The sequence below is a fragment of the Bacillus sp. EU52 genome, assembly GCF_037964975.1.
Classification (GTDB): domain Bacteria; phylum Bacillota; class Bacilli; order Bacillales; family Bacillaceae; genus Bacillus; species Bacillus subtilis.
The window spans coordinates 1193480-1215950 of sequence record NZ_CP150177.1; the positions used below are offsets into that span (position 1 = coordinate 1193480).

The following is a 22471-nucleotide window of genomic DNA, read 5'->3' on the forward strand; positions in this document are numbered from 1 at the left end:
CACTTTATTTTTCATCATCACCCTTGTTAAAATCGCGTTATGTTTTTTAAAAATGAGGTTTTGTTCTCTGAGTGAGAACTAGCATAACCCTGACTTAAAAAGGAGGTTCTGATTATGGCGCATACATCTGTCGCATCTTTAGTTGTTGTACTTATCGTTGCATTTTTGACACCCATCCTTTTGCATCGGTTTAAACTCAGCATCCCGGTTGTTGTTGCTGAAATCATTATGGGGCTGATAATTGGGAAAAGCGGCCTTAATTTAGTTGTGGAGGGTGACACCTGGCTCCAGACACTCTCTATGCTCGGATTTATCTTTTTAATGTTTTTAAGCGGGCTTGAAATTGATTTTTCGTCGTTTGAGAAAGGAAAGAAAAAGCAGTTCCTGCCGAATGGCAAGGAAGCGCCGAATACGTTTGCTGCGGCATCTGTTATTTTCGTCGGTATTTTTATTTTATCATTGCTCTTGTCCTATGGGTTCGTCTTGGCCGGATTTATCCAAAATGCATTTTTGATGACCCTGATTATTTCAACGATTTCATTAGGCGTTGTCGTTCCAACATTAAAAGAAGAACGGATCATGAATTCGAATATCGGGCAGATTATTTTGCTTGTTGCTGTTATTGCTGATTTGGCCACGATGATTCTTCTTGCTGTTTTTTCTTCTTTATACGGAGAGGACAGCGGAAACATGTGGCTCCTGATGATTCTGTTTGCGGCCGGAGTGGTGCTTTACTTTTTCGGCCGGGTCTTCAAACATCGCTCTTTTGTTCAATCCATGTCAAAAGGGACGATCCAGATCGGGACGCGTGCCATTTTTACGTTAATCATTGTACTCGTTGCCCTGTCTGAATCACTTGGGGCGGAAAATATTCTCGGCGCTTTCTTAGCGGGGGTTCTTGTTTCCCTGCTTTCGCCAAACAAAGAACTTGTTCAGCAGCTGGACTCATTCGGTTATGGGTTCTTAATACCGATTTTCTTCGTGATGGTCGGTGTGAAGCTTGATATTTGGACTCTTTTCCAGGATAAAACAATTTTAATCATGATTCCGCTCCTGCTGCTGGCGCTGTTAGTCAGCAAAATCATTCCTGTCATGTACTTAAAGAAGTGGTATGATAACCGAACCATTTTCGCGTCTGGTTTCCTGCTGACATCAACGCTTTCGCTCGTGATTGCCGCTGCAACAATCGGGCAGCAGCTTCACGTGATCAGTGCAAATATGTCAGGAGCGTTAATTTTAGTAGCCGTCATTGCAAGTATTTTTACGCCGATCTGTTTTAAAAAATTATACAAACGGGAAGAGCAGCCGGAGGAGAAAAAGACGATTACGTTCATTGGCGCCAATCAAATGACTTTGCCTGTCACACTCGAATTGCCAGAGGAAGAGTATGACGTGCGTGTTGTACACGTCTACCAAGAGAATGCGGAGGAAAAGCTGTCAGAATCAGTGTTTGCTGTTGAAACAATTTCTGACTATGAACACGAGACGCTTGAATCACTCGGCATTTTTGAAACGGATATCCTCGTTGTGGCGACAGGAAATGAAGATATGAATGCAGACATTGCATTACTTGCAAAAGATAAAGGCACAGAAAGAGTCATTGCAAGCGTAGGATCACCGGAGCATGAAGCAGCTCTGAAGGAGCAGGGAATCAGCATCTTTTCTATTCTGCTGTCGACAAAAACGCTGCTTCGCGCACTGATTGAAGCGCCTGGCGTCATGAAGCTGCTCACGAACCAAGAGTCTTCGCTGTATCAAATTAATATGGAGAACAGTAAATATGATGGTGTCATTTTACGGGAATTCCCTTTAACAGGTGACGTCATCTTTGTCAGGATCTTCAGAGGTGTGGACAGCATCGTTCCTCATGGGGATACGAGGCTGAAACTTGGAGACCGTTTAATTGTCACCGGATCTCGGGGGTACGTAACGGATCTTAAGAAAACATTGGAAGGATAAATCTTGACCAAATAAGGATTCGTGTTAATATAGAGATGCAGAACAATTCAATATGTATTCGTTTAACCACTAGGGGTGTCCTTCATAAGGGCTGAGATAAAAGTGTGACTTTTAGACCCTCATAACTTGAACAGGTTCAGACCTGCGTAGGGAAGTGGAGCGGTATTTGTGTTATTTTACTATGCCAATTCCAAACCACTTTTCCTTGCGGGAAAGTGGTTTTTTTATTTTCAGAGGGGGAATGATTTGTGAAGTTTTCAGAAGAATGCCGCAGTGCAGCCGCAGAATGGTGGGAGGGGAGCTTTGTCCATCCGTTCGTTCAAGGAATCGGTGACGGAACGCTTCCGATTGACCGTTTTAAATACTACGTACTTCAGGATTCCTATTATTTAACGCATTTTGCAAAGGTGCAGTCATTTGGCGCCGCTTATGCGAAGGACCTTTATACAACGGGGCGGATGGCAAGCCATGCCCAAGGTACATATGAGGCGGAAATGGCGCTTCATCGGGAGTTTGCCGAGCTGTTGGAAATCAGCGAGGAAGAGCGTAAGGCGTTTAAGCCGTCTCCTACTGCGTACTCTTATACATCCCATATGTACCGTTCGGTTTTGAGCGGGAATTTCGCTGAAATCTTAGCGGCCCTGCTGCCATGCTATTGGCTCTATTACGAGGTTGGTGAGAAATTGCTGCATTGTGATCCGGGGCATCCAATTTATCAGAAGTGGATTGGCACATATGGCGGTGATTGGTTTAGACAACAGGTCGAGGAGCAAATCAACCGCTTTGATGAGCTGGCGGAAAACAGCACGGAGGAAGTACGTGCCAAGATGAAAGAGAATTTTGTCATCTCCAGCTACTATGAATATCAATTTTGGGGAATGGCCTATCGAAAAGAAGGCTGGTCTGACAGCGCCATAAAAGAGGTGGAGGAATGTGGAGCTTCACGCCATAACGGATGACAGCAAGCCGGTAAAAGAGCTAGCGAGAATCATCATTACGATTCAGAATGAAGTTGATTTTATTCATATTCGGGAACGTTCAAAATCGGCGGCGGATATTTTGAAACTGCTCGAGCTTATTTTTGAAGGCGGTATAGATAAACGAAAACTGGTGATGAACGGGCGCGTGGATATTGCGCTTTTCTCTACTATTCACCGCGTGCAGCTGCCAAGCGGCAGCTTTTCACCGAAGCAGGTCAGAGCCAGATTTCCACACCTTCATATCGGGAGGTCGGTGCATTCACTGGAGGAAGCGGTTCAAGCAGAAAAGGAAGACGCGGACTACGTGCTGTTCGGCCATGTGTTTGAAACGGATTGCAAAAAGGGTCTTGAAGGCAGAGGAGTATCTTTGCTGTCAGATATCAAACAGCGGATTTCCATCCCGGTTATAGCCATCGGGGGGATGACGCCGGACAGGTTAAGAGACGTAAAACAAGCAGGGGCAGACGGCATTGCTGTTATGTCAGGAATTTTGTCTTCCGCTGAGCCCTTGGAAGCAGCCAGACGATATTCCCGTAAGCTAAAGGAGATGCGCTATGAAAAGGCATTATGAAGCAGTGGTGATTGGAGGCGGAATTATCGGTTCCGCGATTGCTTATCATTTGGCAAAGGAAATCAAAAGCGCCGCATTGTTTGAAAGCGGAACAATGGGCGGCAGAACGACAAGTGCCGCTGCTGGAATGCTGGGCGCCCATGCCGAATGCGAGGAACGTGACGCGTTTTTTGATTTCGCTATGCACAGTCAGCGTCTGTACAAAGGTCTTGGAGAAGAGCTTTATGCATTATCCGGTGTGGATATCAGGCAGCATAACGGCGGTATGTTTAAGCTTGCATTTTCTGAAGAAGATGTGCTGCAGCTGAGACAGATGGACGATTTGGACTCTGTCAGCTGGTATTCAAAAGAAGAGGTGTTAGAAAAAGAGCCGTATGCGTCTGGTGACATCTTTGGTGCATCTTTTATTCAGGATGATGTGCATGTGGAGCCTTATTTTGTTTGCAAGGCGTATGTGAAAGCAGCAAAAATGCTTGGGGCGGAGATTTTTGAGCATACGCCCGTCCTGCATGTCGAACGTGACGGTGAAGCCCTGTCCATCAAGACCCCTAGCGGAGACGTATGGGCTAATCATGTTGTCGTTGCCAGCGGGGTGTGGAGCGGAATGTTTTTTAAACAGCTTGGACTGAACAATGCTTTTCTCCCTGTAAAAGGGGAGTGCCTGTCCGTTTGGAATGATGATATCCCGCTGACAAAAACGCTTTACCATGATCACTGCTATATCGTACCGAGAAAAAGCGGCAAACTGGTTGTCGGCGCGACAATGAAGCCGGGGGACTGGAGTGAAGCACCGGATCTTGGCGGATTGGAATCCGTTATGAAAAAAGCAAAAACGATGCTGCCGGCTATACAGAATATGAAGGTGGATCGTTTTTGGGCGGGACTCCGGCCGGGAACAAAGGATGGAAAACCGTACATCGGAAGACATCCTGAGGACAGCCGTATTTTATTTGCGGCGGGCCATTTCAGAAACGGGATCCTGCTTGCTCCCGCAACGGGCGCTTTGATCAGTGATCTCATCATGAATAAAGAGGTCAACCAAGACTGGCTGCACGCATTCCGAATTGATCGCAAGGAGGCGGTTCAGATATGATGCTACAGCTGAACGGTAAAGACGTGAAGTGGGAAAAAGACGCAGGTACAATTCAAGACCTGCTGGCGTCGTATCAGCTTGAAAATAAAATCGTTATCGTGGAAAGAAATAAAGAAATAATCGGGAAAGAACGCTATCACGAGGTTGAGCTTTGTGATCGTGATGTCATTGAAATTGTCCATTTTGTAGGAGGCGGATGAGCATGTTAACAATTGGCGGAAAATCATTTCAATCAAGATTGCTGCTGGGCACGGGGAAATACCCATCGTTTGACATTCAAAAGGAAGCAGTAGCTGTTTCTGAGTCTGATATTTTAACATTTGCTGTAAGGAGAATGAACATCTTTGAAGCATCTCAGCCGAATTTTTTGGAACAGCTTGATTTATCCAAATATACGCTTTTGCCGAATACAGCGGGCGCCAGCACTGCTGAAGAAGCGGTTCGGATTGCAAGGCTGGCGAAAGCGTCCGGCCTTTGTGACATGATTAAAGTTGAAGTCATCGGATGCAGCCGTTCCTTGCTGCCTGACCCTGTTGAGACATTAAAAGCGTCTGAACAGCTTCTTGAAGAAGGCTTTATTGTGCTCCCGTACACGTCGGATGACGTTGTGCTGGCGAGAAAGCTGGAAGAGCTCGGCGTTCATGCCATCATGCCGGGTGCATCTCCGATTGGATCAGGACAAGGAATCTTAAATCCTTTGAATCTGTCGTTTATTATTGAACAGGCGAAAGTGCCGGTCATCGTGGATGCGGGAATCGGCTCGCCTAAAGATGCGGCATACGCAATGGAGCTTGGAGCGGATGGCGTACTGCTCAATACGGCTGTATCTGGCGCTGACGATCCCGTGAAAATGGCTCGTGCCATGAAGCTCGCAGTGGAAGCAGGGCGCCTTTCTTATGAGGCGGGCCGAATCCCGCTTAAGCAATACGGAACGGCAAGCAGTCCGGGAGAAGGTCTTCCTGTATGACGGGCAGGTATTCAAGGCAGGAGCTGTTTGCTCCGATCGGCCCATCCGGCCAGAAAAAATTGAAAGAAGCGCGCGCCGTGATTATCGGTGCCGGCGCGCTCGGAACAGCCAGTGCAGAAATGCTGGTGAGAGCGGGAGTCGGCTCTGTGAAAATTGCCGACAGAGATTATGTTGAATGGAGCAACCTCCAGCGCCAGCAGCTTTATACAGAAGATGATGTCAAAAAAGAAATGCCGAAAGCAGCCGCTGCGGAGCGCCGTCTCCGTTCGATTAACAGCGATGTTGATGTGACCGGCCTTGTCATGGATGTGACAGCAGAAAATATCTTCGAGCTGATTAGGGATGCATCAATTATAGTGGATGCGGCTGATAATTTTGAAACCCGCCTGATCGTAAATGATGCTGCGGTAAAGGAAGGGATTCCTTTTCTTTACGGTGCCTGTGTAGGGAGCTACGGTCTCACCTTTACCGTGGTGCCGGGTTCTACTCCTTGCCTGCATTGCTTGCTCGATACACTTCCGATTGGCGGAGCAACATGTGACACAGCCGGCATCATCAGTCCGGCTGTTTTGCAGGTAGCAGTCTTTCAGGTAACAGATGCACTGAAGCTGCTGACGGGAGAGGAGTGCGAGCCGGTGCTGCGCTCCTTTGATTTGTGGAAAAATGAGCGGTCAGAAGTGAGAGCGGCCAGTCTCAAACATGACGCATGCCCAAGCTGCGGCACAAAGGATTTTCCGTTTTTGTCATATGAAAATCAAACAAAAGCGGCTGTATTGTGCGGCAGGAACACGGTGCAGATCAGATCATCTATTACGAAAGAAGCGGATCTTGAAGCGCTTGCCGGTCAGCTGAGGCAGGCCGGGCTTGAAGTAACTGCGAACCCGTATTTAATTTCCTGCCGCTCGGATGATATGAAAATGGTGCTGTTCCGGGACGGCAGAGCTTTGATCCATGGAACAAATGATATTGCCCGGGCAAAATCCATTTATCATAAATGGATCGGGTAATAAAAGGAGTGTAGTGTAATGAGTATATATAAAGCATTGACAATCGCCGGATCAGATTCAGGCGGCGGCGCAGGGATACAAGCTGATATTAAAACCTTTCAAGAGCTTGATGTATTCGGAATGTCTGCGATTACAGCGGTAACCGCTCAAAATACGCTTGGCGTTCATGGGGTGCATCCGCTGACTGTAGAGGCGTTGAGACAGCAAATTGACGCTGTTGCTGAGGATTTGAGACCGGATGCAGTCAAAACGGGAATGCTCTGGAATGCCGACATGATTGAAGAAGTGGCAAGAAAAATTGACGAGCACGGATTCAATCGTGTAATTGTTGATCCGGTTATGATCGCAAAGGGCGGGGCATCCTTGCTGCGTGATGAGTCAGTTGCCACCTTAAAGGAGTTGCTCATTCCAAGAAGCTACGCGATTACGCCGAATGTCCCGGAAGCAGAAACGCTGACAGGAATGACAATCAGCTCGCTGGATGACCGGAAAAAAGCAGCCGAGCAGCTCGTCAAGATGGGTGCGCAGCATGTCATTATCAAAGGCGGGCACCAGCCTGAAGACAATCACATTACTGACCTTCTTTTTGATGGCAGCATATTTATGCAAATCACCCATCCTTATATCAATACGAAGCATACGCATGGCACAGGCTGCACCTTTGCTGCGGCTTTAACGGCCCAAACGGCTAAAGGAGACAGCATCCATCAGGCATTTGAGATTGCGGCCAACTTTGTCCGCGAAGCGGTGGAAAATACGCTCGGCATCGGATCGGGACACGGGCCGACAAACCATTTCGCTTTTAAACGAAACAGCTTAAATACAAGCCGATGAGATCACCAGCTGATGGTGATCTCTTTTGCGTTTGCTACGGTATGCGCTTTTCATCTGGACAAGGTTATGATATGATAGGAATTAAGATCAGGTACTAATACTATGTCTTTATTAAATATAGGAGGCTTTATACATATGAATTTTTCACTTGAAGGCCGCAACATTGTTGTGATGGGGGTAGCCAACAAACGCAGCATCGCCTGGGGCATTGCGCGTTCTTTACATGAAGCGGGTGCACGTTTGATTTTCACATACGCTGGTGAACGCCTGGAGAAATCCGTTCACGAGCTTGCCGGAACATTAGACCGCAACGACTCCATCATCCTTCCTTGCGATGTTACAAACGACACAGAAATCGAAACTTGCTTCGCAAGCATTAAGGAGCAGGTCGGTGTAATCCACGGTATCGCGCATTGTATCGCGTTTGCCAACAAAGAAGAGCTTGTGGGCGAATACTTAAACACAAATCGTGACGGCTTCCTTTTGGCTCATAACATCAGCTCATATTCTCTGACTGCTGTTGTCAAAGCGGCACGTCCGATGATGACTGAAGGCGGAAGCATTGTCACTTTGACGTACCTTGGCGGAGAGCTTGTGATGCCAAACTACAACGTCATGGGTGTAGCAAAAGCTTCTCTTGATGCAAGTGTGAAATATTTAGCTGCTGACTTAGGAAAAGAAAATATCCGCGTTAACAGCATTTCTGCCGGCCCGATCAGAACATTATCTGCTAAAGGCATCAGCGATTTCAACTCTATCTTAAAAGACATCGAAGAGCGTGCACCGCTTCGCCGCACGACAACACCTGAAGAAGTGGGCGATACAGCTGCGTTCTTGTTCAGCGATATGTCCCGCGGGATTACGGGTGAAAATCTTCACGTTGATTCAGGTTTCCATATCACTGCCCGCTAAGCAGGATCTATTTCAAGCAATCCCGAATAGGGATTGCTTTTTTATTTCTTCTGATTTTCAGCTTTCTGTCATATAGATAGAATATGACACAATCGGAGGGATGAAGATGTCTAATAAGAAAAGAAACGCGGATAAAAAACCGCTCATGTATATTGTTCAGCCGGATTATGCAGAAACTACAAGGTCATCCATGCAGGAGATTGTCATCAAAAGAAAGGCCGACAAACCCGCTCCGCCAAAAGCTGAGGAAAAGCCGGCTTACCATGAGAAGCAGCAGGAGGAAGCTGTGGCACAGGATGTCCTGCAAGAAGACCAAAAGCCTGCAGCCGAACCAGTGAGTCAGCAAACTCAAGAGGTGAGAGAACCAGAGAACATAAAAAGCCAGGAGGAACAGAAAGCAGAGCCGCAGGCCGTAGAAGAAACCGTCGAACACGAGCCCCCGAAAGCAGAAAAAAAGGAAGAGCCTGCACTTGAGACCCGGAAGCCTGAGAAAGAACCGGAAGCTGTCCATAGTGCTGATAAAGCGGAGGAAAAAGCACCGCCGGCACGAAAAGTGAAAAAACCGATGAGCAAGATGACGATCCACGAAAAAATTGATTTTTTAACAAAGCTGCCTCATAACATGCCGAGAGCGCTTTGTTTGATTGAAGCCAATGGAAGAACGTACAGGGGCGTGATTGTCGGAAGAAGAAATGATTCCGTCCTGCTTCGAACAACCGGAAACGGAGCCCCAACCGAACTGGCAATCGATGATATTACCTCTTTGCACCCGCTCGGTTTTTAACGAAAAAGAAAAAAGCTGCCCGGCTGATGTTGCCGGGCAGCTTTTTTACATAGAGAAAAGCCTGCAGGCTTGCAAGCTTTTCCAGCTTATGATTAATGCTGATGATGTGTACGATTGATTAATCGAGGATTTAAGCAGTTGATTGCGCAGAAGCAGTCTAAGTCAACTTCAATACAGTAGTTCGTTTTTTCGAGTCGGAACACTTCACACACCGTATCTTTATCGGTGAAGTCCAAAATGTGTTTGTGTTCGTCAAATGCGATTAATAATGACAGTGTTGCGCAGCTTCCATGCACTCTTTCGACCCTGAAAAATACTGTATTAAAGCAAGGGCCGTTATCGAGTTCGCCGACATTTCCGAAGGCGACTAATGGCGTTGATTTTGATGTAAATATTGCAAAAGGCACTGTGTCGCCTAACGAATGGCTTACAGATAAAAGCTTAGAGTGGCAGCCGGTCGGGCAGTCTTCTTCAACAGCGTTTTGCAGATCTTCAATATTTTCTACAGCTTCACGCACGCAGCTTGATGTTTTCTGGCTCATATTATCCCTCCTGCCTTATAAATTTGAGACTGGCGAAATGATGGAGAGTCAGCTGCCTCACGCTGGAAGCAGCTGAATGATTTGCACCTGTAATAGAGTTTGGAAGGGGATTCCTCTTTACAAGTGTTTATCCATTGTGATGATGCTTTTTATCTTTGTGAGGCGATGTTCTGTCAACTAGCTCTGGTGACAGGCACTGAATCGCGCAGAAGCATCCGAGATCCACTTCAATGCAGAAATCTGTTTTTTCTAGCCCGAAGAAATCCGGGTCGCAAGGGTGGCAAACACTTAAGGTATCGCCTTTGACATCGACAGGGCGTAAAATAGACAGTGTTGCACAGCAATCACATAATTTTTCAACGCGGAAGAAAATGGATTCAAAGCATTGCATATCATCCACAAATCCCCCCACGTTTCCGAATGTGGAGAACAATCCGCCTTTTTTATCAAACAAGAGAAACGGAATTGTGTCTTTACCTGCAATTGTCGGATTCAAAAGGTTTGTATAGCAGCCAGTCGGACACTGTTCCTCAACTGCCTCCTGCTCTGCTAAAATCTTTTCCACTGCATCGCATACACAGTTCTCATGCCGGCCATGGGTTTTTCCGCAGCTCATTGATTTCAGCTCCTTCTTTATAGGGTATTTGACTTTAGTCCTTAACAACATATGTACCCGTGCCCCACTTGGTGTGGGTGAACGTCTATATATTCATCATATGCTTGGAAAATAAGAAAAAGCAGAGCGTTTTTAGCTCTGCTTTTAGGTTCTAAAGGACAAGAGTGATTGTTAAGAGGGCGACTAAGAGGTTTACTGCTGTAGAAACAACTGTTGCAATATCGGCATCTACTGTTGTGACATTTACACCGCGAGAACATTCGATAAGAAGTTTTTGGCGATTTACTTGTTTGTTAGATGCAATCTGTAATAAATCTTGTGCAACTAATTCTGCAATTACGCCATCTGCAATGGATGTGAGAGTTAATATTACGGTTGCTGAATTTAGCGCTGTTAAAACTGAAGTTATTGCTTGAACGTCTGTAGATGAAACGTTAATGTCACATGAGTCTCTGATAATAATTGTCTCATCGGAGATCTGTTTGTTGAGATTTGCCTGAGCCAGATTTTGGTCAATTAAGGCATTGTCATTGCCAAAAAACCCGTTACCATTGCAGCAAATATCGCAATTGCATTTTCTTTCTTCTTTTTTATCTTTTTCGTCTAACGGATGGTCACAGTCAGGATCAAGTGCAACCCAAGAATATGGTCTGCTTTCCATATCTATTCCTCCTTTTCTTTTACTGTTATTAAATGAGCGAGCCTCTTACTTTGACTGAGTCATATATCATGATGAATTGCCCTATTTTTTATAATTAATTTGAGTTGTTATTGTTTTGCCGTCTTTGTCTGAGCTGTTCAATTAATTGCTCTCTGCGGCTGAGAGGCTTTTCGTTCCTTTGCTCTTGCACGGATGCTTCTTCTTTTTTCTTCTTTTGGCTATCTATTAATGCTTGTGATTTAGCTTGTAAGTCTTTTACAAGATTTAAAAGCATTTCTTTTTCTTCGTCTGAAACTTTTTTCATTTTGTCTTTTGTGACACCATGTTTAGAAAATATATTTTGGACCAGCATTTTCGTCATCGGATCAGCTTCTGGAAGTTTTTCAAGCTCTTCTTTGATCTTATCTTTATCTGACATTTGTTTTCACCTCGTCTTTTAAGTTTGTGAAAAAGAAAGGGTTAAAGGACGTCAAGTTCATTGAGAATGCTGTTTAACACCTGAAGCAAGATTTGTACAAAGGTTATTATCTCGTCGGCAGACAAAGTAATTTTGATGTTTCGGCTGTTGATAATTTTAATGATGGTTCTTTTTTTGATTTGGGAGCTATCGAGAATAAGAATTTCACTTGCCACTGCGTCAGCCAAATCCTCGTCAGCGATGACGAGCTGAGTCGCCAGGATAATCATAGTTGTCACAAAGGCTTGTATAGAAAGGGCAGCTGTTACATGTGACGTATCTATTGTGATATTTTCGCAATCAATCACTTCGATCTGCTGTTCGAATTCGCTTGATAATTGCTCAAATATTGCAGGGTGCAGGGATTCGACTTTTTCTTCAAATGACATAACCTTCACTCCTTTCTTATCCATACTCTATATAATGCAAATGGGGTGCCGAGCGGAATAATAAAAATAACCAATTTTCTGCCGGACAAGATACAATTCATGAAGAATAGGGTTTTCGCATATATGTGAAGGGATCATGATTGGCAAAGGAGTGAACGAGTGGTTATAAATGGGCTGACAATTGTTCTTCTATCGCTTGCGGTCTTTCGGCTCGCCCGCCTGCTGGTGTTTGACACGATTATGGCGCCGCTTCGCAGTCTGTTTCATGAAGAGAAGGAAGAAAAGGATGCGGACGGGAATATTCAAACCTATATCGTGATTAAGGGAACCGGTGTCAGGGCGTTTATTGGTGAATTGCTGAGCTGCTATTGGTGCACTGGCGTGTGGTGCGCCGGCTTTTTGATTTTATGCCAGGCGTTGATCCCGCAAGCGGCGCAGTGGCTGATTTTACTTTTGGCGATCGCCGGCCTTGCTGGCATCATAGAAACGCTCGTATCAAAATGGCTGCAAGAATGAGGCGTTACCACCAGCAACTTTTCACTAGCATCAGCATAAAGTAGCATATATGACATAAGGAAAGGAAGGGAACAAAATGAATCAATTCAATAAACCTTCCCAAAAATCTCCATATACAGATTCATCGTATCAATCAAAAAAGATAAAAAAGAAAGGCTGCGGGTGCGGAAATAAAAAGAAAAAGCCTCAATAGCCTGGCAAAGAAACCGGAGAACTCCGGTTTTTTGTTTTTTAACCGGGCGGCCTTGCTCAGCATATATCATAAGCGGGGGGATAAAAGTGAATGAGTTTGAAAAATGGATAGAAGGAAGATATGAACCACACGAACAAAAGCAAAAAAAGCATGAAGACACGATGGGCCGCATCAGAAAAGACTTGGATGCATTTGATAAAGCCGGTCTGGAATTTGAAGATGAGATTGAAGAGCTGGCTGAAAAAACGGAGGCCTTACTTAAAAAACATCAAGCTCAATATGATCAATCGTAAATCCGCAAACGCCCTATGCGAATATCCAAGCCGATCCAATCAGCTCACATAGTGTATAGAGAGTAAAGGAGGTGCTTATCTATGGGCTTTGGATACGGATTCGGCGGCGGCTACGGCGGCGGCTGTTATGGCGGTTATGCTGGCGGTTACGGCGGCGGCTATGGTTCAACATTTGTTTTGTTGGTCGTATTATTCATTCTCCTCATCATCGTAGGTGCATCTTTCTTTTAAGATGTATTGAGGAAGTACGGGTTATAACCCGTGCTTCCTTGCCTTGTGTTTATTTTTAAAAATGTTGGAAAAGCACATTGTATTATGTGCATTCATACAATACCGTATTACTCCGCCAAAAGGAGGCGCATTATGGATAATCAATTTTTTAAGAACATCGAAAAGAAAACAGGTGTGAAGATGCAGGATGTAATGAATCTTGCCGGATCACTCCAAAACGCTAATTTTAAAGATGAAAATACAGTTCGCAGTGTGATTAACCGCGTAGCGCAGATGGCAAACAGACGCGTGCCAAAAGAATTAGAAGATAAAATTGTGGAATCTATTACAAGCGGAAAAGAAAAGCTTGATTTTGGCACGATTTCTAAAATGATGGATAATAAATAAGTGGATGGCCTGGCTGACTCACTGCAGCGGGCCTTTTTTTACAGTAAAAACCCGGCAGTAATCTGCCGGGCTGTTAATGATACAAGGGCTGTCTTGCTTTCTGTAGCAGGGGATACAAAAATCTTGAGCGGTTGGCTGTTTTGCCGCGCCTGTTAGCGGGGCAAGACAAATATAAATGCTGTTTCGCCCGGGTCATGGCTACATATAAAAGGCGTCTTTCCTCCTCAAGAGCGGCCTCGTCTCCTTTTCTTGCCGTTTCTAATGAGAAATCGTGCGGAATCGAACCGTCTACAGTGCCTAACACGTAGACTGTTTTGAATTCAAGGCCTTTTGACCGGTGAATGGTCATCAGCTGAACGCCATGTTCATCCGTTCTGTTTTTCTCAGCGGCCCTCATATGGTCTACGTGGGCAAGAAAGTCAGGAATCGTTTTGAACTTCTTGGCGACAACCTTGATGTCACGCAAGTCATCGGAACCTTTTTCCAGCTTGTTGCCCTCATTGCCCCGCTTTTTTAAATACTCGGAGAAGCCCATTTTTCCTTCTGCAAAGGTTATGGCTTCTACGGGTTTCATTGTGCGGAGGCTTGCGAAAAACGGTACGATTTTCTTGATTTTGTCCAGCTGGAATGGCTTCAGATCAGGCAATTTGGCCAGCGCTTTGATCATGGTACAGTCCTCTGTAATCGAGAGCGCCTTCAGCGTATTCAAAGCGGACTGTTTTAAAAACAAGGCGGGAAGCAAATGTTTAATCGCCTCGGTGTCATCCTCATTTTGGCTGGCGTACAAGTAGGCGAGAATCTGGCGGACGATCCGTCTGCTGTAAAACGATTGGACGCCGCGGTCAGCTGTATACGGAATTGACGATTGATGAAGCCTTTCATATATAGCACGGCCTCCGCTGTTTGTGCGGTAAAGAACCGCAAAGTCTTCTGGACTGGCTCCATTTTGAATTTTTTCTTTGATATCGGAAACGACCATTGTGGCTTCTTCCTCTTCATCATAAGGATAAAACAGCACAGGGACCTGAATGTCATCGCGGGCCGCTTCAAGCGTTTTGGCATATCTGTTTTTGTTCTTTTTCACAACGATATCAGCACTAGAGACGATCGGGTGCGTAGACCTGTAGTTCGCAGTTAAATAGATCGTCTTCGCTCCCGGATAATCCTTTTGAAAATCAAGAATGAAAGACGGATTGCTTCCGCGAAACGCGTAGATGGACTGGTCATCGTCTCCGACACAGCACAGGTTTTGCTCCGGGCTGGCGAGCATTTGCATGATTTTGTATTGAACCGGATTAATGTCCTGAAACTCATCAATTAAGATATACGTAAACCGAGATTGATATTGTTCCAGAAGGTCAGGCCGCTCGATAAACAATTCATAGCAGGCTGAAGCCATGTCATCAAAATCAAATTGGCTGTGTTCTTTTTTCTGGCGTTCATAATGTTCATATAAACGATAAACTTGTTTTTCCCACTCATCTTTTAGAGGGATGCGTTCATTTGGGACATAAGTGTTTTTCCAAAAACCGATCTGCTGCAGAGCTTGGTCAACTGGGAATTCTTTCTCATCGATGCCTTCTTCATAGAGTGCTTTTTTGATATATTGTTCCCGCTGCCACTCCATTTTCAGCAGATGCTCACCGTTCCATTTAGCAGAATTAGAGTGATACAAGATCTTATAAAACAGACTGTGGAATGTTCCTGTCACAAGTCTTCTGACTTTTGCCGGCTGTAATCCGTACTGGTTGGCCATACGCTCTTTCATTTCAGCGACAGCTTTTGTTGTAAAGGTGACAAGCAGCATATTTTCAGGCGGTATGCCTAAGTGTTCGATCATGTGGGCGGCACGGGCTGTCAGCACCCGTGTTTTTCCGCTCCCCGCACCTGCAAGCACGAGCAGCGGGCCCTCTGTTTCCGTGACAGCTTTCAGCTGATCCGTGTTTAAACCGACAGACGGAAAAAGGCTCGTATCGGGTTCTATTGTTTTTGGCACAAATGGTGTTCCTGGTTTAATGCTTCTAGGACGGTGCCATTCCGTAACAGCTGGGGACGGGTCAGCGGCGATCGCTTTTCCCTTGGGTAAACGAATGACACCAGATTCCTGATCGTCTTCTTTTTTTTCCTCTTTAGAGGGCTTCGGTTCGCACGCCTCCTCACATGCCGGAAAATCGCCTGGCTGGCGATGGATAAACTCTGGCGGATCGGCGATGTTAAGCCGTAACAAAACGGGCTTTCCGCAATGAGAACAAAATAAATGTCCTTTTATTCCCTCTTCAAAGAGGAATTGATAATGTTCTCTCGAATATGTATGTAAATGTATGATTCTATCATTCAGTCGGGCGCATTTCAAAAAGGGGTCCTCCCAATCAAAAGGTGTTCATTACAGACAATGACTATCATATCAAAAGAAATGTGTTTCAAAAAGTAAGTTTAAGGGAAAAGAGACAGCAGAGGGGTGGGTATTGTATGATATATGCAGGTCAAATTCAGAACCAGCAATACGCTCAATATGCTAATAGAACGATTGGACATAAGCAGGATTATGCCGGAACCGAAAAAATCAGCTATGTCCCGTTTCAGCGGGTATACAAAGAACTGGAAAAGCAGCAGGAGAATCAAACGGCAGCTGAAAGAAAAGTAAACGAGATGAAACGTAAGCGCTCTCTTTATAAGAGATTGCGAGAAAAAGGAATGGGCACATATATTAATCGATATGTATAAAAAACCGTTCATACCAGAGAACGGTTTTTTTATATGCAGTAAAAATCCGGATCTCAAAAGATCCGGATGCGTTCAGTCCTTCATCATTTGTAAGTGCGGAATGCCGGCATCGAGGTATTCTTTTTCAGAAAGCACGCGATACCCGTGTTTCTTGTAAAACGGCACAGCCTGTGTTTGCGCGTTTAAAATGAAACCGGAAGCGCCTCCGTCTGCCGCGGCTTTTTCGAGCGCTTTCATAATGATGCCGCCGACACCGGCTGAGCGGTGGCTTTTCAGTACGCAAATCCGCTCTAACTTGCCGTAGCCGTCCTTCATGCGCCATCTTCCGGCACCGACAGGCTTTTCACCGTCATACACGACGATATGCTCTGACTCATTTTCAAGTTCGTCAATTTCTTCTTCAGCAGGCACGTTTTGTTCTTTGACAAAGACTTCTTCTCTTACATAGAATGCATCTTTCAGTTGTTCTTCATTTTTTGCGATAACTGCTTTCAAACATTATTCTCCTCTGCCTAGCAAGAAGGTTTCATATACTGTCCACGATCCGTTTTCCAGCTGGTAAAGCAAGTGGAAACGGTCAACGATTTCTTCATGCGACACTTCCTGCATTTTTAATTGTCCCAGCACATCTGAATGCTCATCGTCGGAAAGATTTTGGCCGACCGTCACATGCGGAACGAAATTATATTCCTGTTCTCCTGCCAACACACCGGTGTATAGCTTTTCATTGAGTGTTTTTAACTCTTCCGTCGGTTCTGCTTTGATGTAAATGACATTATTGACAGGCGCAAATGAGCTGTATTTTGTCATTTTGAGAACGAGTGGGTGGGACTCTTTTGCGATGTTTCTTAAATGTGATACGAGCTGATCCGCTTTCTCCTCCGCGCATTCAAAGGATGCTCTCAGCGTCAAATGAGGCGGGATTAGAGAGTAGCTTGGGTCATAGCGCTTTCTGTAAGAGTTTGCAAGGTCTTGGAGCTTTTTTGATGGAAATAAAACGATTCCATATTTCATATTATGTCCCTCCTGGAAATAAAGTATGATAGAGTGTTAAAGCATTTTTTTCAGCGCCGGGGTGATGAGCGGCTGCCAGTATGTCCATTTGTGGTCTCCGTCAAATGGCTCAAAATCATAATCGGAAAGTTTCTTCTCCAGCAGCTGCTTCAGCTCCTGGTTCGGTTCTGTAAAGTCCAGAATGTTCCCGTCTGTCGTGTGGACGTCAGTTTCTTTTGTTCCGATTTGGTGATAAATAGAGAGGTGTTTGATATCGCCTGACTGTTTCACGGCTTCTAGTACATGTTTGTCAACATAGGGAGACTGCATGATGATGTTGCCAAACATATTCGGATAATCAAGCGCTGTCATAAGTGACACGGTTGCTCCGAGCGAATCACCGATCAGCGTTCGGCCGTAACCGATCTGATAGGTTGGATACTCATCATCTGCAAAAGGAACGAGCTCATGGGCGATGAACCGTTTATAAGCCGAAAATTTTGAACCCTCCGGATGATAGGTGTTTCTGCGCTCTTTTACATTCTTATAGGGAACACCGATAATAATGCTCCGGTCTATTTCGTGTTTCGACAGCAATTCCTCAACCTGTCTGCCGATTCTCCCCAGCCTGAAATAATCGTGGCCGTCCTGTGCGATAATGACATGGTATTTATAAAGCGGGGAGTAGTTGGACGGCAGATAAACAAGTAAGGTCATTTCCTCGTTAAGCTCTTTTGAAAAGAATTTCTTTTCTTGCACTGTGCCGTTTTTCGGTGCCATAAAAACATTCCTCCAGGACATCACTATACTTTCTTGCATTTTCAATTATTGTACCATGAATTATTAGAAATTTCTCTCTTTAAACGGTTCGGCACACGAAGAAAAAAGTGTTGAAATAAACTGTGAATTGCGCTAATATAAAACAATCAGAAAATTGAAATCGATATTTCTTATCGTGAGAGGTGGAGGGACTGGCCCTTAGAAACCTCAGCAACCGGCTTGTTTTGCATGTGCAAAGCGCCAAGGTGCTAAATCCAGCAAGCGTTTTTTATGCTTGGAAGATAAGAAGAAGCGTTAAACCCCTTCTTCTTATGAAGAAGGGGTTTTTATTTTGAAAAGGGAAGGTGTCAGCTATATGTCACAGCACGTTGAAACGAAATTAGCCCAAATTGGGAACCGTAGCGATGAAGTCACGGGAACAGTGAGTGCTCCTATTTATTTATCAACAGCATACCGCCACAGAGGGATCGGAGAATCTACCGGATTTGATTATGTCCGCACAAAAAATCCGACACGCCAGCTTGTTGAGGACGCGATCGCTAACTTAGAAAACGGCGCGAGAGGGCTTGCCTTTAGTTCGGGAATGGCTGCTATCCAAACGATTATGGCGCTGTTTAAAAGCGGAGATGAACTGATCGTTTCATCGGACCTATATGGCGGCACGTACCGTTTATTTGAAAATGAATGGAAAAAATACGGATTGACTTTTCATTATGATGATTTCAGCGATGAGGACTGTTTACGCTCTAAGATTACGCCGAATACAAAAGCGGTGTTTGTGGAAACGCCGACAAACCCCCTCATGCAGGAGGCGGACATTGAACATATTGCCCGGATTACAAAGGAGCACGGTCTTCTGCTGATCGTAGATAATACATTTTATACACCGGTCTTGCAGCGGCCGCTTGAGCTGGGAGCTGACATTGTCATTCACAGCGCAACCAAGTATTTAGGCGGGCATAACGATCTGCTTGCTGGACTTGTCGTTGTGAAGGATGAGCAGCTTGGAGAGGAAATGTTTCAGCATCAAAATGCGATTGGCGCCGTCCTGCCGCCATTTGATTCGTGGCTTCTGATGAGAGGAATGAAGACGCTGAGCCTCAGAATGCGCCAGCATCAGGCAAACGCGCAGGAGCTTGCGGCGTTTTTAGAAGAGCAGGAAGAAATTTCGGATGTGCTGTATCCCGGAAAAGGCGGCATGCTGTCCTTCCGTCTGCAAAAAGAAGAATGGGTCAATCCGTTTTTAAAAGCACTGAAGACCATTTGTTTTGCAGAAAGTCTCGGCGGGGTGGAAAGCTTTATTACATACCCTGCGACCCAGACGCACATGGATATTCCTGAAGAGATCCGCATCGCAAACGGGGTGTGCAATCGGTTGCTGCGCTTTTCTGTCGGAATTGAACATGCGGAAGATTTAAAAGAGGATCTAAAACAGGCATTATGTCAGGTCAAAGAGGGAGCTGTTTCATTTGAGTAAACATAATTGGACGCTGGAAACCCAGCTCGTGCACAATCCATTTAAAACAGACGGCGGAACCGGGGCGGTCAGTGTACCGATTCAGCACGCCTCGACTTTTCACCAATCTTCATTTGAAGAGTTCGGGGCATATGATTACAGCCGCTCTGGCACGCCGACAAGAACAGCTCTCGAAGAAACAATTGCCGCATTGGAAGGCGGAACAAGAGGATTTGCTTTCAGTTCAGGCATGGCTGCCATCTCAACAGCATTTTTACTGCTGTCACAGGGTGATCACGTTCTTGTGACAGAAGATGTATACGGCGGAACCTTCCGTATGGTGACAGAGGTGCTGACCCGGTTTGGCATTGAGCATACGTTTGTCGACATGACGGATCGTAATGAAGTGGCGCGGAGCATCAAGCCGAACACAAAGGTCATTTATATGGAGACGCCATCAAATCCGACACTTGGGATTACGGATATTAAAGCAGTTGTTCAGCTTGCAAAAGAAAACGGCTGCCTGACCTTTCTGGACAATACATTCATGACACCGGCACTGCAACGTCCGCTTGATCTCGGCGTGGATATTGTACTTCACAGCGCGACAAAATTCTTAAGCGGACACAGCGATGTACTCTCAGGTTTAGCTGCTGTCAAGGATGAAGAGCTTGGGAAGCAGCTGTATAAGCTGCAAAACGCGTTCGGCGCCGTCCTTGGCGTGCAAGATTGCTGGCTCGTGCTGCGCGGCTTAAAAACGTTGCAGGTCCGTTTAGAGAAAGCGAGCCAAACAGCGCAGCGGCTTGCGGAATTTTTCCAGAAGCATCCGGCGGTGAAGCGCGTGTATTATCCGGGACTGGCTGATCATCCCGGCGCTGAAACCCATAAAAGCCAGTCAACGGGAGCGGGCGCCGTACTATCTTTTGAGCTTGAAAGCAAAGAGGCCGTTAAGAAGTTAGTCGAGAATGTGTCACTTCCAGTCTTCGCTGTCAGCCTTGGCGCCGTGGAATCGATTTTGTCCTATCCGGCAACGATGTCTCACGCGGCAATGCCTAAGGAAGAGCGTGAAAAACGCGGTATCACTGATGGCCTGCTCCGTCTGAGTGTGGGCGTCGAACATGCAGACGATTTAGAACACGATTTCGAACAAGCGCTGAAAGAAATTGCTCCAGTTGCGGTTCGTTAAAAAAGAAGCCGGGGATGGCCCGGCTTCTTTTATTATTGTTCGTCATCAGGATTCAGAATCGCGAGGACTTGATGATCCTCCCAAACGCCATTAATTTTTACATTTTTTCGGGCGATGCCTTCTTTATGAAATCCCGCTTTTTCTAAAACACGCATGGACCCGAGATTACGGGGCATCACACCGGCTTCAATCCGATGCAGTTTCAATTCGTGGAACGCATAATCAACAACCAATCTGACTGCCTCTGTCATAATGCCCTTTCCATTATGGGCTTTGTCTAAAAAATACCCGATGAACGCAGTTTGCAGCGCGCCACGGATGATTTGAAAGAGCGAAACCGTCCCGATTAATCTATCGTCTGACGCTGTAAAGATGCCAAAATGATATTCTTCATCTTTCTCAAGTCTTTCCTGATACTCGGTTATTCGTTTTCTTTGCCCCTCAACCGTATAGTAATCGTCTGCGCGTATCATAGAAAACTGTTCGAAAAAATCCCGATTTTCGCTTTGCAGCCGCAAATTTTCTTCGGCATCCGTTACTTCTAAAGGTCTAACATAAATGGTTTTTCCTTTTAACATACAGTGATCTCTCCGTTCTCATGTCAGCATTCCTCTTACATTATTCTCAGGGAAATGCAAATATCCTTTTTATAAGAAGGAAGAAAACCAATTTCCCATAAAAGTGCCAACATAGTTGCCGATTAAGTAGCCGAGCGTACCGACAAGCATGATCGGGGCAACAAGCTCCCGCCATCCCTTGGCAATTGCCATCGCAGCCGCAGTCGTCGGTCCCCCGACAGTAGCGTTGACGGCGAGCAGAATTTCTTCAAGCTGCACACGGAACAATTTTCCGGCAGCTAAGGAAACCGCTAAATTGCTGATCGCAATGATAAACACGAATAATAGAATAAGAGGCGCATTCGTGACGATTAAACGGAGATCTGCAGGAATGCCGATCACCACAAAAAACAAATAAATCAAAAAGGTTCCAAGTTCCTGAGATCCATTGAGCCTTTCAAAAAAACGTGGGAAAAGAAAAATGATAAGAACAGTTAAAGACGTAAGCACCAGGTACTGATCGCCAAGCGTACCGGTCAGCAGGGGATGAGAAAAAATGCTTTTAAAATAACCGGAAACCTTCATACTTACCGCAACAAGTGCGAAAGCAGCACCGGCATTAAAAGCTATATCCTTTAAGGAAATATCCTTCCGTTTCCAATAGCTTTCAGCACTGTTTCCGCTGTTTCCATCGGCTTTTACCTTCTCTTCAAACGGCATGGCATAATGCCGCTGAAACCATTTGAGTGCAGGAATGCTGATTAAAATAAAAAACAAAAGCGCCATCATAAAATTATCAGCCACAACGGTAGCCGACACATATTCACCAGGCGTCTCAAATTTTGCCGCCATCGCCGCAAAGTTGACCCCGCCGCCGATATAAGAGGCGCTGATCATCCCGCCGATTTTATCGAGATAGGGAATATGCTGTTTAAGTAGAAAAAAAGCAAGAATGCTCCCAAGCACAGTGCCAGCGGAGCTAATCAGAAAAATAAACAGCAAACGCCTGCTTTCCTTAAAAATTTGCCGAACATTGATCTGAAACAATAAAAGTGGTATCGCCAGCGGCACCACATAAGACCACACAGTATCATACACAGGCGACTCAACAGGAAGCACTCCTACATTTGTAAACACCATAGCACCTGCCAGCGCGATAATAGCACCCGACACAGCGGACGCCCACTTAAAGCGCTGCTCCAGCCCGATGCTCACTGCCGCCCACACCGCAATAAACCCCCACAATACCCATACATCATCAGAAGAAATCAAAGAATGCAAAATCCCATCACCCCTATTGTTAGAAAATTAAGACATATTATAATAGCCGGGGAACGGAACAGCAAGTCCAAAAAAAGTTTTTCTAAAAAAGCAGTTGACGAA

28 protein-coding genes and 2 riboswitches are annotated in these 22471 nt (G+C 45.4%); of the genes, 17 read left to right on the top strand and 11 right to left on the bottom strand.

The window, feature by feature from the left end; all coding sequences use genetic code 11:
• The first annotated feature begins 114 nt into the window (after positions 1–114).
• From NSU05_RS06170 to cotO, 10 genes are all read left to right on the top strand, one after another.
• Positions 115–1959, top strand: a complete 1845-nt coding sequence (locus NSU05_RS06170) for a monovalent cation:proton antiporter family protein (RefSeq protein WP_029317615.1) — start codon at positions 115–117, stop codon at positions 1957–1959.
• A 61-nt stretch (positions 1960–2020) separates the two neighbouring features.
• A riboswitch (TPP riboswitch) is annotated at positions 2021–2129 on the top strand.
• Between the two features lie 78 nt (positions 2130–2207).
• Positions 2208–2918, top strand: a complete 711-nt coding sequence (gene tenA, locus NSU05_RS06175) for a thiaminase II (RefSeq protein ID WP_003232909.1) — start codon at positions 2208–2210, stop codon at positions 2916–2918.
• The gene (gene tenI, locus NSU05_RS06180; protein ID WP_339204563.1) at positions 2893–3510 is read left to right on the top strand and encodes a thiazole tautomerase TenI; all 618 of its coding nucleotides are present in this window, start codon (positions 2893–2895) and stop codon (positions 3508–3510) included. Before tenA ends, tenI begins: the two co-directional genes overlap by 26 nt.
• Positions 3494–4603 (top strand): glycine oxidase ThiO, encoded by a 1110-nt coding sequence (gene thiO / locus NSU05_RS06185; protein ID WP_046380939.1) that lies wholly within the window; start codon positions 3494–3496, stop codon positions 4601–4603. Before tenI ends, thiO begins: the two co-directional genes overlap by 17 nt.
• Entirely contained in the window at positions 4603–4803 is a 201-nt protein-coding gene (gene thiS, locus NSU05_RS06190) for a sulfur carrier protein ThiS (RefSeq protein WP_015252345.1), read from the top strand. The genes thiO and thiS overlap by 1 nt, the downstream gene beginning before the upstream one ends.
• Positions 4800–5570: a thiazole synthase gene (thiG, locus tag NSU05_RS06195; RefSeq protein WP_010886483.1), complete on the top strand. Its 771-nt coding sequence runs from the start codon at positions 4800–4802 to the stop codon at positions 5568–5570. Before thiS ends, thiG begins: the two co-directional genes overlap by 4 nt.
• Entirely contained in the window at positions 5567–6577 is a 1011-nt protein-coding gene (thiF, locus tag NSU05_RS06200) for a thiazole biosynthesis adenylyltransferase ThiF (protein WP_046380940.1), read from the top strand. The genes thiG and thiF overlap by 4 nt, the downstream gene beginning before the upstream one ends.
• A gap of 18 nt (positions 6578–6595) precedes the next feature.
• Positions 6596–7411, top strand: a complete 816-nt coding sequence (gene thiD, locus NSU05_RS06205; protein WP_046380941.1) for a bifunctional hydroxymethylpyrimidine kinase/phosphomethylpyrimidine kinase — start codon at positions 6596–6598, stop codon at positions 7409–7411.
• 135 nt (positions 7412–7546) lie between these two features.
• A complete protein-coding gene (gene fabI, locus NSU05_RS06210; RefSeq protein WP_046380942.1) occupies positions 7547–8323 on the top strand; it encodes an enoyl-ACP reductase FabI in 777 nt (258 codons plus the stop codon).
• A gap of 100 nt (positions 8324–8423) precedes the next feature.
• Positions 8424–9107 carry a spore coat protein CotO gene (cotO, locus tag NSU05_RS06215; protein ID WP_003232894.1) on the top strand — a complete coding sequence of 228 codons (684 nt, stop codon included), beginning with the start codon at positions 8424–8426 and terminating at the stop codon, positions 9105–9107.
• 92 nt (positions 9108–9199) lie between these two features.
• Here cotO and cotZ read toward each other — a convergent pair whose 3' ends face one another.
• The 5 genes from cotZ to cotV form a co-directional block, all read right to left on the bottom strand.
• Positions 9200–9649 carry a spore coat protein CotZ gene (gene cotZ, locus NSU05_RS06220; RefSeq protein WP_014479464.1) on the bottom strand — a complete coding sequence of 150 codons (450 nt, stop codon included), beginning with the start codon at positions 9647–9649 and terminating at the stop codon, positions 9200–9202.
• 127 nt (positions 9650–9776) lie between these two features.
• A complete protein-coding gene (cotY, locus tag NSU05_RS06225; RefSeq protein WP_014479465.1) occupies positions 9777–10265 on the bottom strand; it encodes a spore coat protein CotY in 489 nt (162 codons plus the stop codon).
• A gap of 151 nt (positions 10266–10416) precedes the next feature.
• Positions 10417–10926 (bottom strand): spore coat protein, encoded by a 510-nt coding sequence (locus NSU05_RS06230; RefSeq protein WP_003232886.1) that lies wholly within the window; start codon positions 10924–10926, stop codon positions 10417–10419.
• Positions 10927–11020: 94 nt separating this feature from the next.
• Positions 11021–11344: a spore coat protein CotW gene (cotW, locus tag NSU05_RS06235; RefSeq protein ID WP_003232884.1), complete on the bottom strand. Its 324-nt coding sequence runs from the start codon at positions 11342–11344 to the stop codon at positions 11021–11023.
• 41 nt (positions 11345–11385) lie between these two features.
• Positions 11386–11772, bottom strand: coding sequence for a spore coat protein CotV (gene cotV / locus NSU05_RS06240; protein WP_032677403.1), 387 nt, complete (start codon positions 11770–11772; stop codon positions 11386–11388).
• 159 nt (positions 11773–11931) lie between these two features.
• Here cotV and yjcA point away from each other — a divergent pair, with 159 nt between their 5' ends.
• The 4 genes from yjcA (at position 11932) to spoVIF (ending at position 13392) form a co-directional block, all read left to right on the top strand.
• Positions 11932–12288, top strand: a complete 357-nt coding sequence (gene yjcA / locus NSU05_RS06245; protein ID WP_003232879.1) for a sporulation protein YjcA — start codon at positions 11932–11934, stop codon at positions 12286–12288.
• A gap of 279 nt (positions 12289–12567) precedes the next feature.
• The gene (locus NSU05_RS06250; RefSeq protein WP_003232875.1) at positions 12568–12774 is read left to right on the top strand and encodes a hypothetical protein; all 207 of its coding nucleotides are present in this window, start codon (positions 12568–12570) and stop codon (positions 12772–12774) included.
• 81 nt (positions 12775–12855) lie between these two features.
• A complete protein-coding gene (yjcZ, locus tag NSU05_RS06255) occupies positions 12856–13005 on the top strand; it encodes a sporulation protein YjcZ (RefSeq protein WP_003232872.1) in 150 nt (49 codons plus the stop codon).
• Between the two features lie 132 nt (positions 13006–13137).
• Positions 13138–13392, top strand: coding sequence for a sporulation-specific transcription regulator SopVIF (spoVIF, locus tag NSU05_RS06260; protein ID WP_003232870.1), 255 nt, complete (start codon positions 13138–13140; stop codon positions 13390–13392).
• Positions 13393–13465: 73 nt separating this feature from the next.
• Here spoVIF and NSU05_RS06265 read toward each other — a convergent pair whose 3' ends face one another.
• Positions 13466–15745 (bottom strand): ATP-dependent helicase, encoded by a 2280-nt coding sequence (locus NSU05_RS06265; protein WP_038428796.1) that lies wholly within the window; start codon positions 15743–15745, stop codon positions 13466–13468.
• Between the two features lie 116 nt (positions 15746–15861).
• Here NSU05_RS06265 and NSU05_RS06270 point away from each other — a divergent pair, with 116 nt between their 5' ends.
• Complete coding sequence (locus NSU05_RS06270; RefSeq protein WP_003232866.1) at positions 15862–16116, top strand: hypothetical protein; 255 nt, start codon at positions 15862–15864, stop codon at positions 16114–16116.
• Between the two features lie 72 nt (positions 16117–16188).
• Here the strand turns inward: NSU05_RS06270 and NSU05_RS06275 are convergent, their stop codons facing one another.
• From NSU05_RS06275 to NSU05_RS06285, 3 genes are read right to left on the bottom strand one after another with little or no spacing between them, the layout of a single operon-like run.
• Positions 16189–16611 carry a GNAT family N-acetyltransferase gene (locus tag NSU05_RS06275; protein WP_014479473.1) on the bottom strand — a complete coding sequence of 141 codons (423 nt, stop codon included), beginning with the start codon at positions 16609–16611 and terminating at the stop codon, positions 16189–16191.
• 3 nt (positions 16612–16614) lie between these two features.
• Positions 16615–17130 carry a YjcG family protein gene (locus NSU05_RS06280; RefSeq protein WP_003232861.1) on the bottom strand — a complete coding sequence of 172 codons (516 nt, stop codon included), beginning with the start codon at positions 17128–17130 and terminating at the stop codon, positions 16615–16617.
• Positions 17131–17166: 36 nt separating this feature from the next.
• Positions 17167–17889 (bottom strand): esterase family protein, encoded by a 723-nt coding sequence (locus NSU05_RS06285; protein WP_029317626.1) that lies wholly within the window; start codon positions 17887–17889, stop codon positions 17167–17169.
• A 167-nt stretch (positions 17890–18056) separates the two neighbouring features.
• A riboswitch (SAM riboswitch) is annotated at positions 18057–18177 on the top strand.
• A 67-nt stretch (positions 18178–18244) separates the two neighbouring features.
• Between NSU05_RS06285 and metI the strand changes: the two genes are divergently transcribed.
• Positions 18245–19366: a cystathionine gamma-synthase/O-acetylhomoserine thiolyase gene (metI, locus tag NSU05_RS06290; RefSeq protein ID WP_032725759.1), complete on the top strand. Its 1122-nt coding sequence runs from the start codon at positions 18245–18247 to the stop codon at positions 19364–19366.
• The gene (gene metC, locus NSU05_RS06295; RefSeq protein ID WP_021479530.1) at positions 19359–20531 is read left to right on the top strand and encodes a cystathionine beta-lyase; all 1173 of its coding nucleotides are present in this window, start codon (positions 19359–19361) and stop codon (positions 20529–20531) included. Before metI ends, metC begins: the two co-directional genes overlap by 8 nt.
• 32 nt (positions 20532–20563) lie before the next feature.
• Here the strand turns inward: metC and NSU05_RS06300 are convergent, their stop codons facing one another.
• Together NSU05_RS06300 and NSU05_RS06305 are read right to left on the bottom strand one after the other, a co-directional pair.
• Positions 20564–21109, bottom strand: a complete 546-nt coding sequence (locus NSU05_RS06300; protein WP_003232852.1) for a GNAT family protein — start codon at positions 21107–21109, stop codon at positions 20564–20566.
• A gap of 69 nt (positions 21110–21178) precedes the next feature.
• Complete coding sequence (locus tag NSU05_RS06305; protein ID WP_038428797.1) at positions 21179–22369, bottom strand: DUF819 family protein; 1191 nt, start codon at positions 22367–22369, stop codon at positions 21179–21181.
• Positions 22370–22471: the final 102 nt, after the last annotated feature.

Bases quoted from the DNA above. Each gene is read 5' to 3' on its own strand.
- cotV (WP_032677403.1), bottom strand. From the start codon at position 11,772: ATGTCATTTGAAGAAAAAGTCGAATCCCTGCACCCTGCAATATTTGAG.
- fabI (WP_046380942.1), top strand. From the start codon at position 7,547: ATGAATTTTTCACTTGAAGGCCGCAACATTGTTGTGATGGGGGTAGCC.
- NSU05_RS06230 (WP_003232886.1), bottom strand. From the start codon at position 10,926: ATGGAAAGCAGACCATATTCTTGGGTTGCACTTGATCCTGACTGTGAC.
- cotY (WP_014479465.1), bottom strand. From the start codon at position 10,265: ATGAGCTGCGGAAAAACCCATGGCCGGCATGAGAACTGTGTATGCGAT.
- cotO (WP_003232894.1), top strand. From the start codon at position 8,424: ATGAAGATGTCTAATAAGAAAAGAAACGCGGATAAAAAACCGCTCATG.
- NSU05_RS06285 (WP_029317626.1), bottom strand. From the start codon at position 17,889: ATGGCACCGAAAAACGGCACAGTGCAAGAAAAGAAATTCTTTTCAAAA.
- thiS (WP_015252345.1), top strand. From the start codon at position 4,603: ATGCTACAGCTGAACGGTAAAGACGTGAAGTGGGAAAAAGACGCAGGT.
- thiO (WP_046380939.1), top strand. From the start codon at position 3,494: ATGAAAAGGCATTATGAAGCAGTGGTGATTGGAGGCGGAATTATCGGT.
- cotW (WP_003232884.1), bottom strand. From the start codon at position 11,344: ATGTCAGATAAAGATAAGATCAAAGAAGAGCTTGAAAAACTTCCAGAA.
- cotZ (WP_014479464.1), bottom strand. From the start codon at position 9,649: ATGAGCCAGAAAACATCAAGCTGCGTGCGTGAAGCTGTAGAAAATATT.
- thiG (WP_010886483.1), top strand. From the start codon at position 4,800: ATGAGCATGTTAACAATTGGCGGAAAATCATTTCAATCAAGATTGCTG.
- thiF (WP_046380940.1), top strand. From the start codon at position 5,567: ATGACGGGCAGGTATTCAAGGCAGGAGCTGTTTGCTCCGATCGGCCCA.
- thiD (WP_046380941.1), top strand. From the start codon at position 6,596: ATGAGTATATATAAAGCATTGACAATCGCCGGATCAGATTCAGGCGGC.
- yjcZ (WP_003232872.1), top strand. From the start codon at position 12,856: ATGGGCTTTGGATACGGATTCGGCGGCGGCTACGGCGGCGGCTGTTAT.
- NSU05_RS06170 (WP_029317615.1), top strand. From the start codon at position 115: ATGGCGCATACATCTGTCGCATCTTTAGTTGTTGTACTTATCGTTGCA.
- NSU05_RS06270 (WP_003232866.1), top strand. From the start codon at position 15,862: ATGATATATGCAGGTCAAATTCAGAACCAGCAATACGCTCAATATGCT.
- metI (WP_032725759.1), top strand. From the start codon at position 18,245: ATGTCACAGCACGTTGAAACGAAATTAGCCCAAATTGGGAACCGTAGC.
- NSU05_RS06300 (WP_003232852.1), bottom strand. From the start codon at position 21,109: ATGTTAAAAGGAAAAACCATTTATGTTAGACCTTTAGAAGTAACGGAT.
- spoVIF (WP_003232870.1), top strand. From the start codon at position 13,138: ATGGATAATCAATTTTTTAAGAACATCGAAAAGAAAACAGGTGTGAAG.
- NSU05_RS06280 (WP_003232861.1), bottom strand. From the start codon at position 17,130: ATGAAATATGGAATCGTTTTATTTCCATCAAAAAAGCTCCAAGACCTT.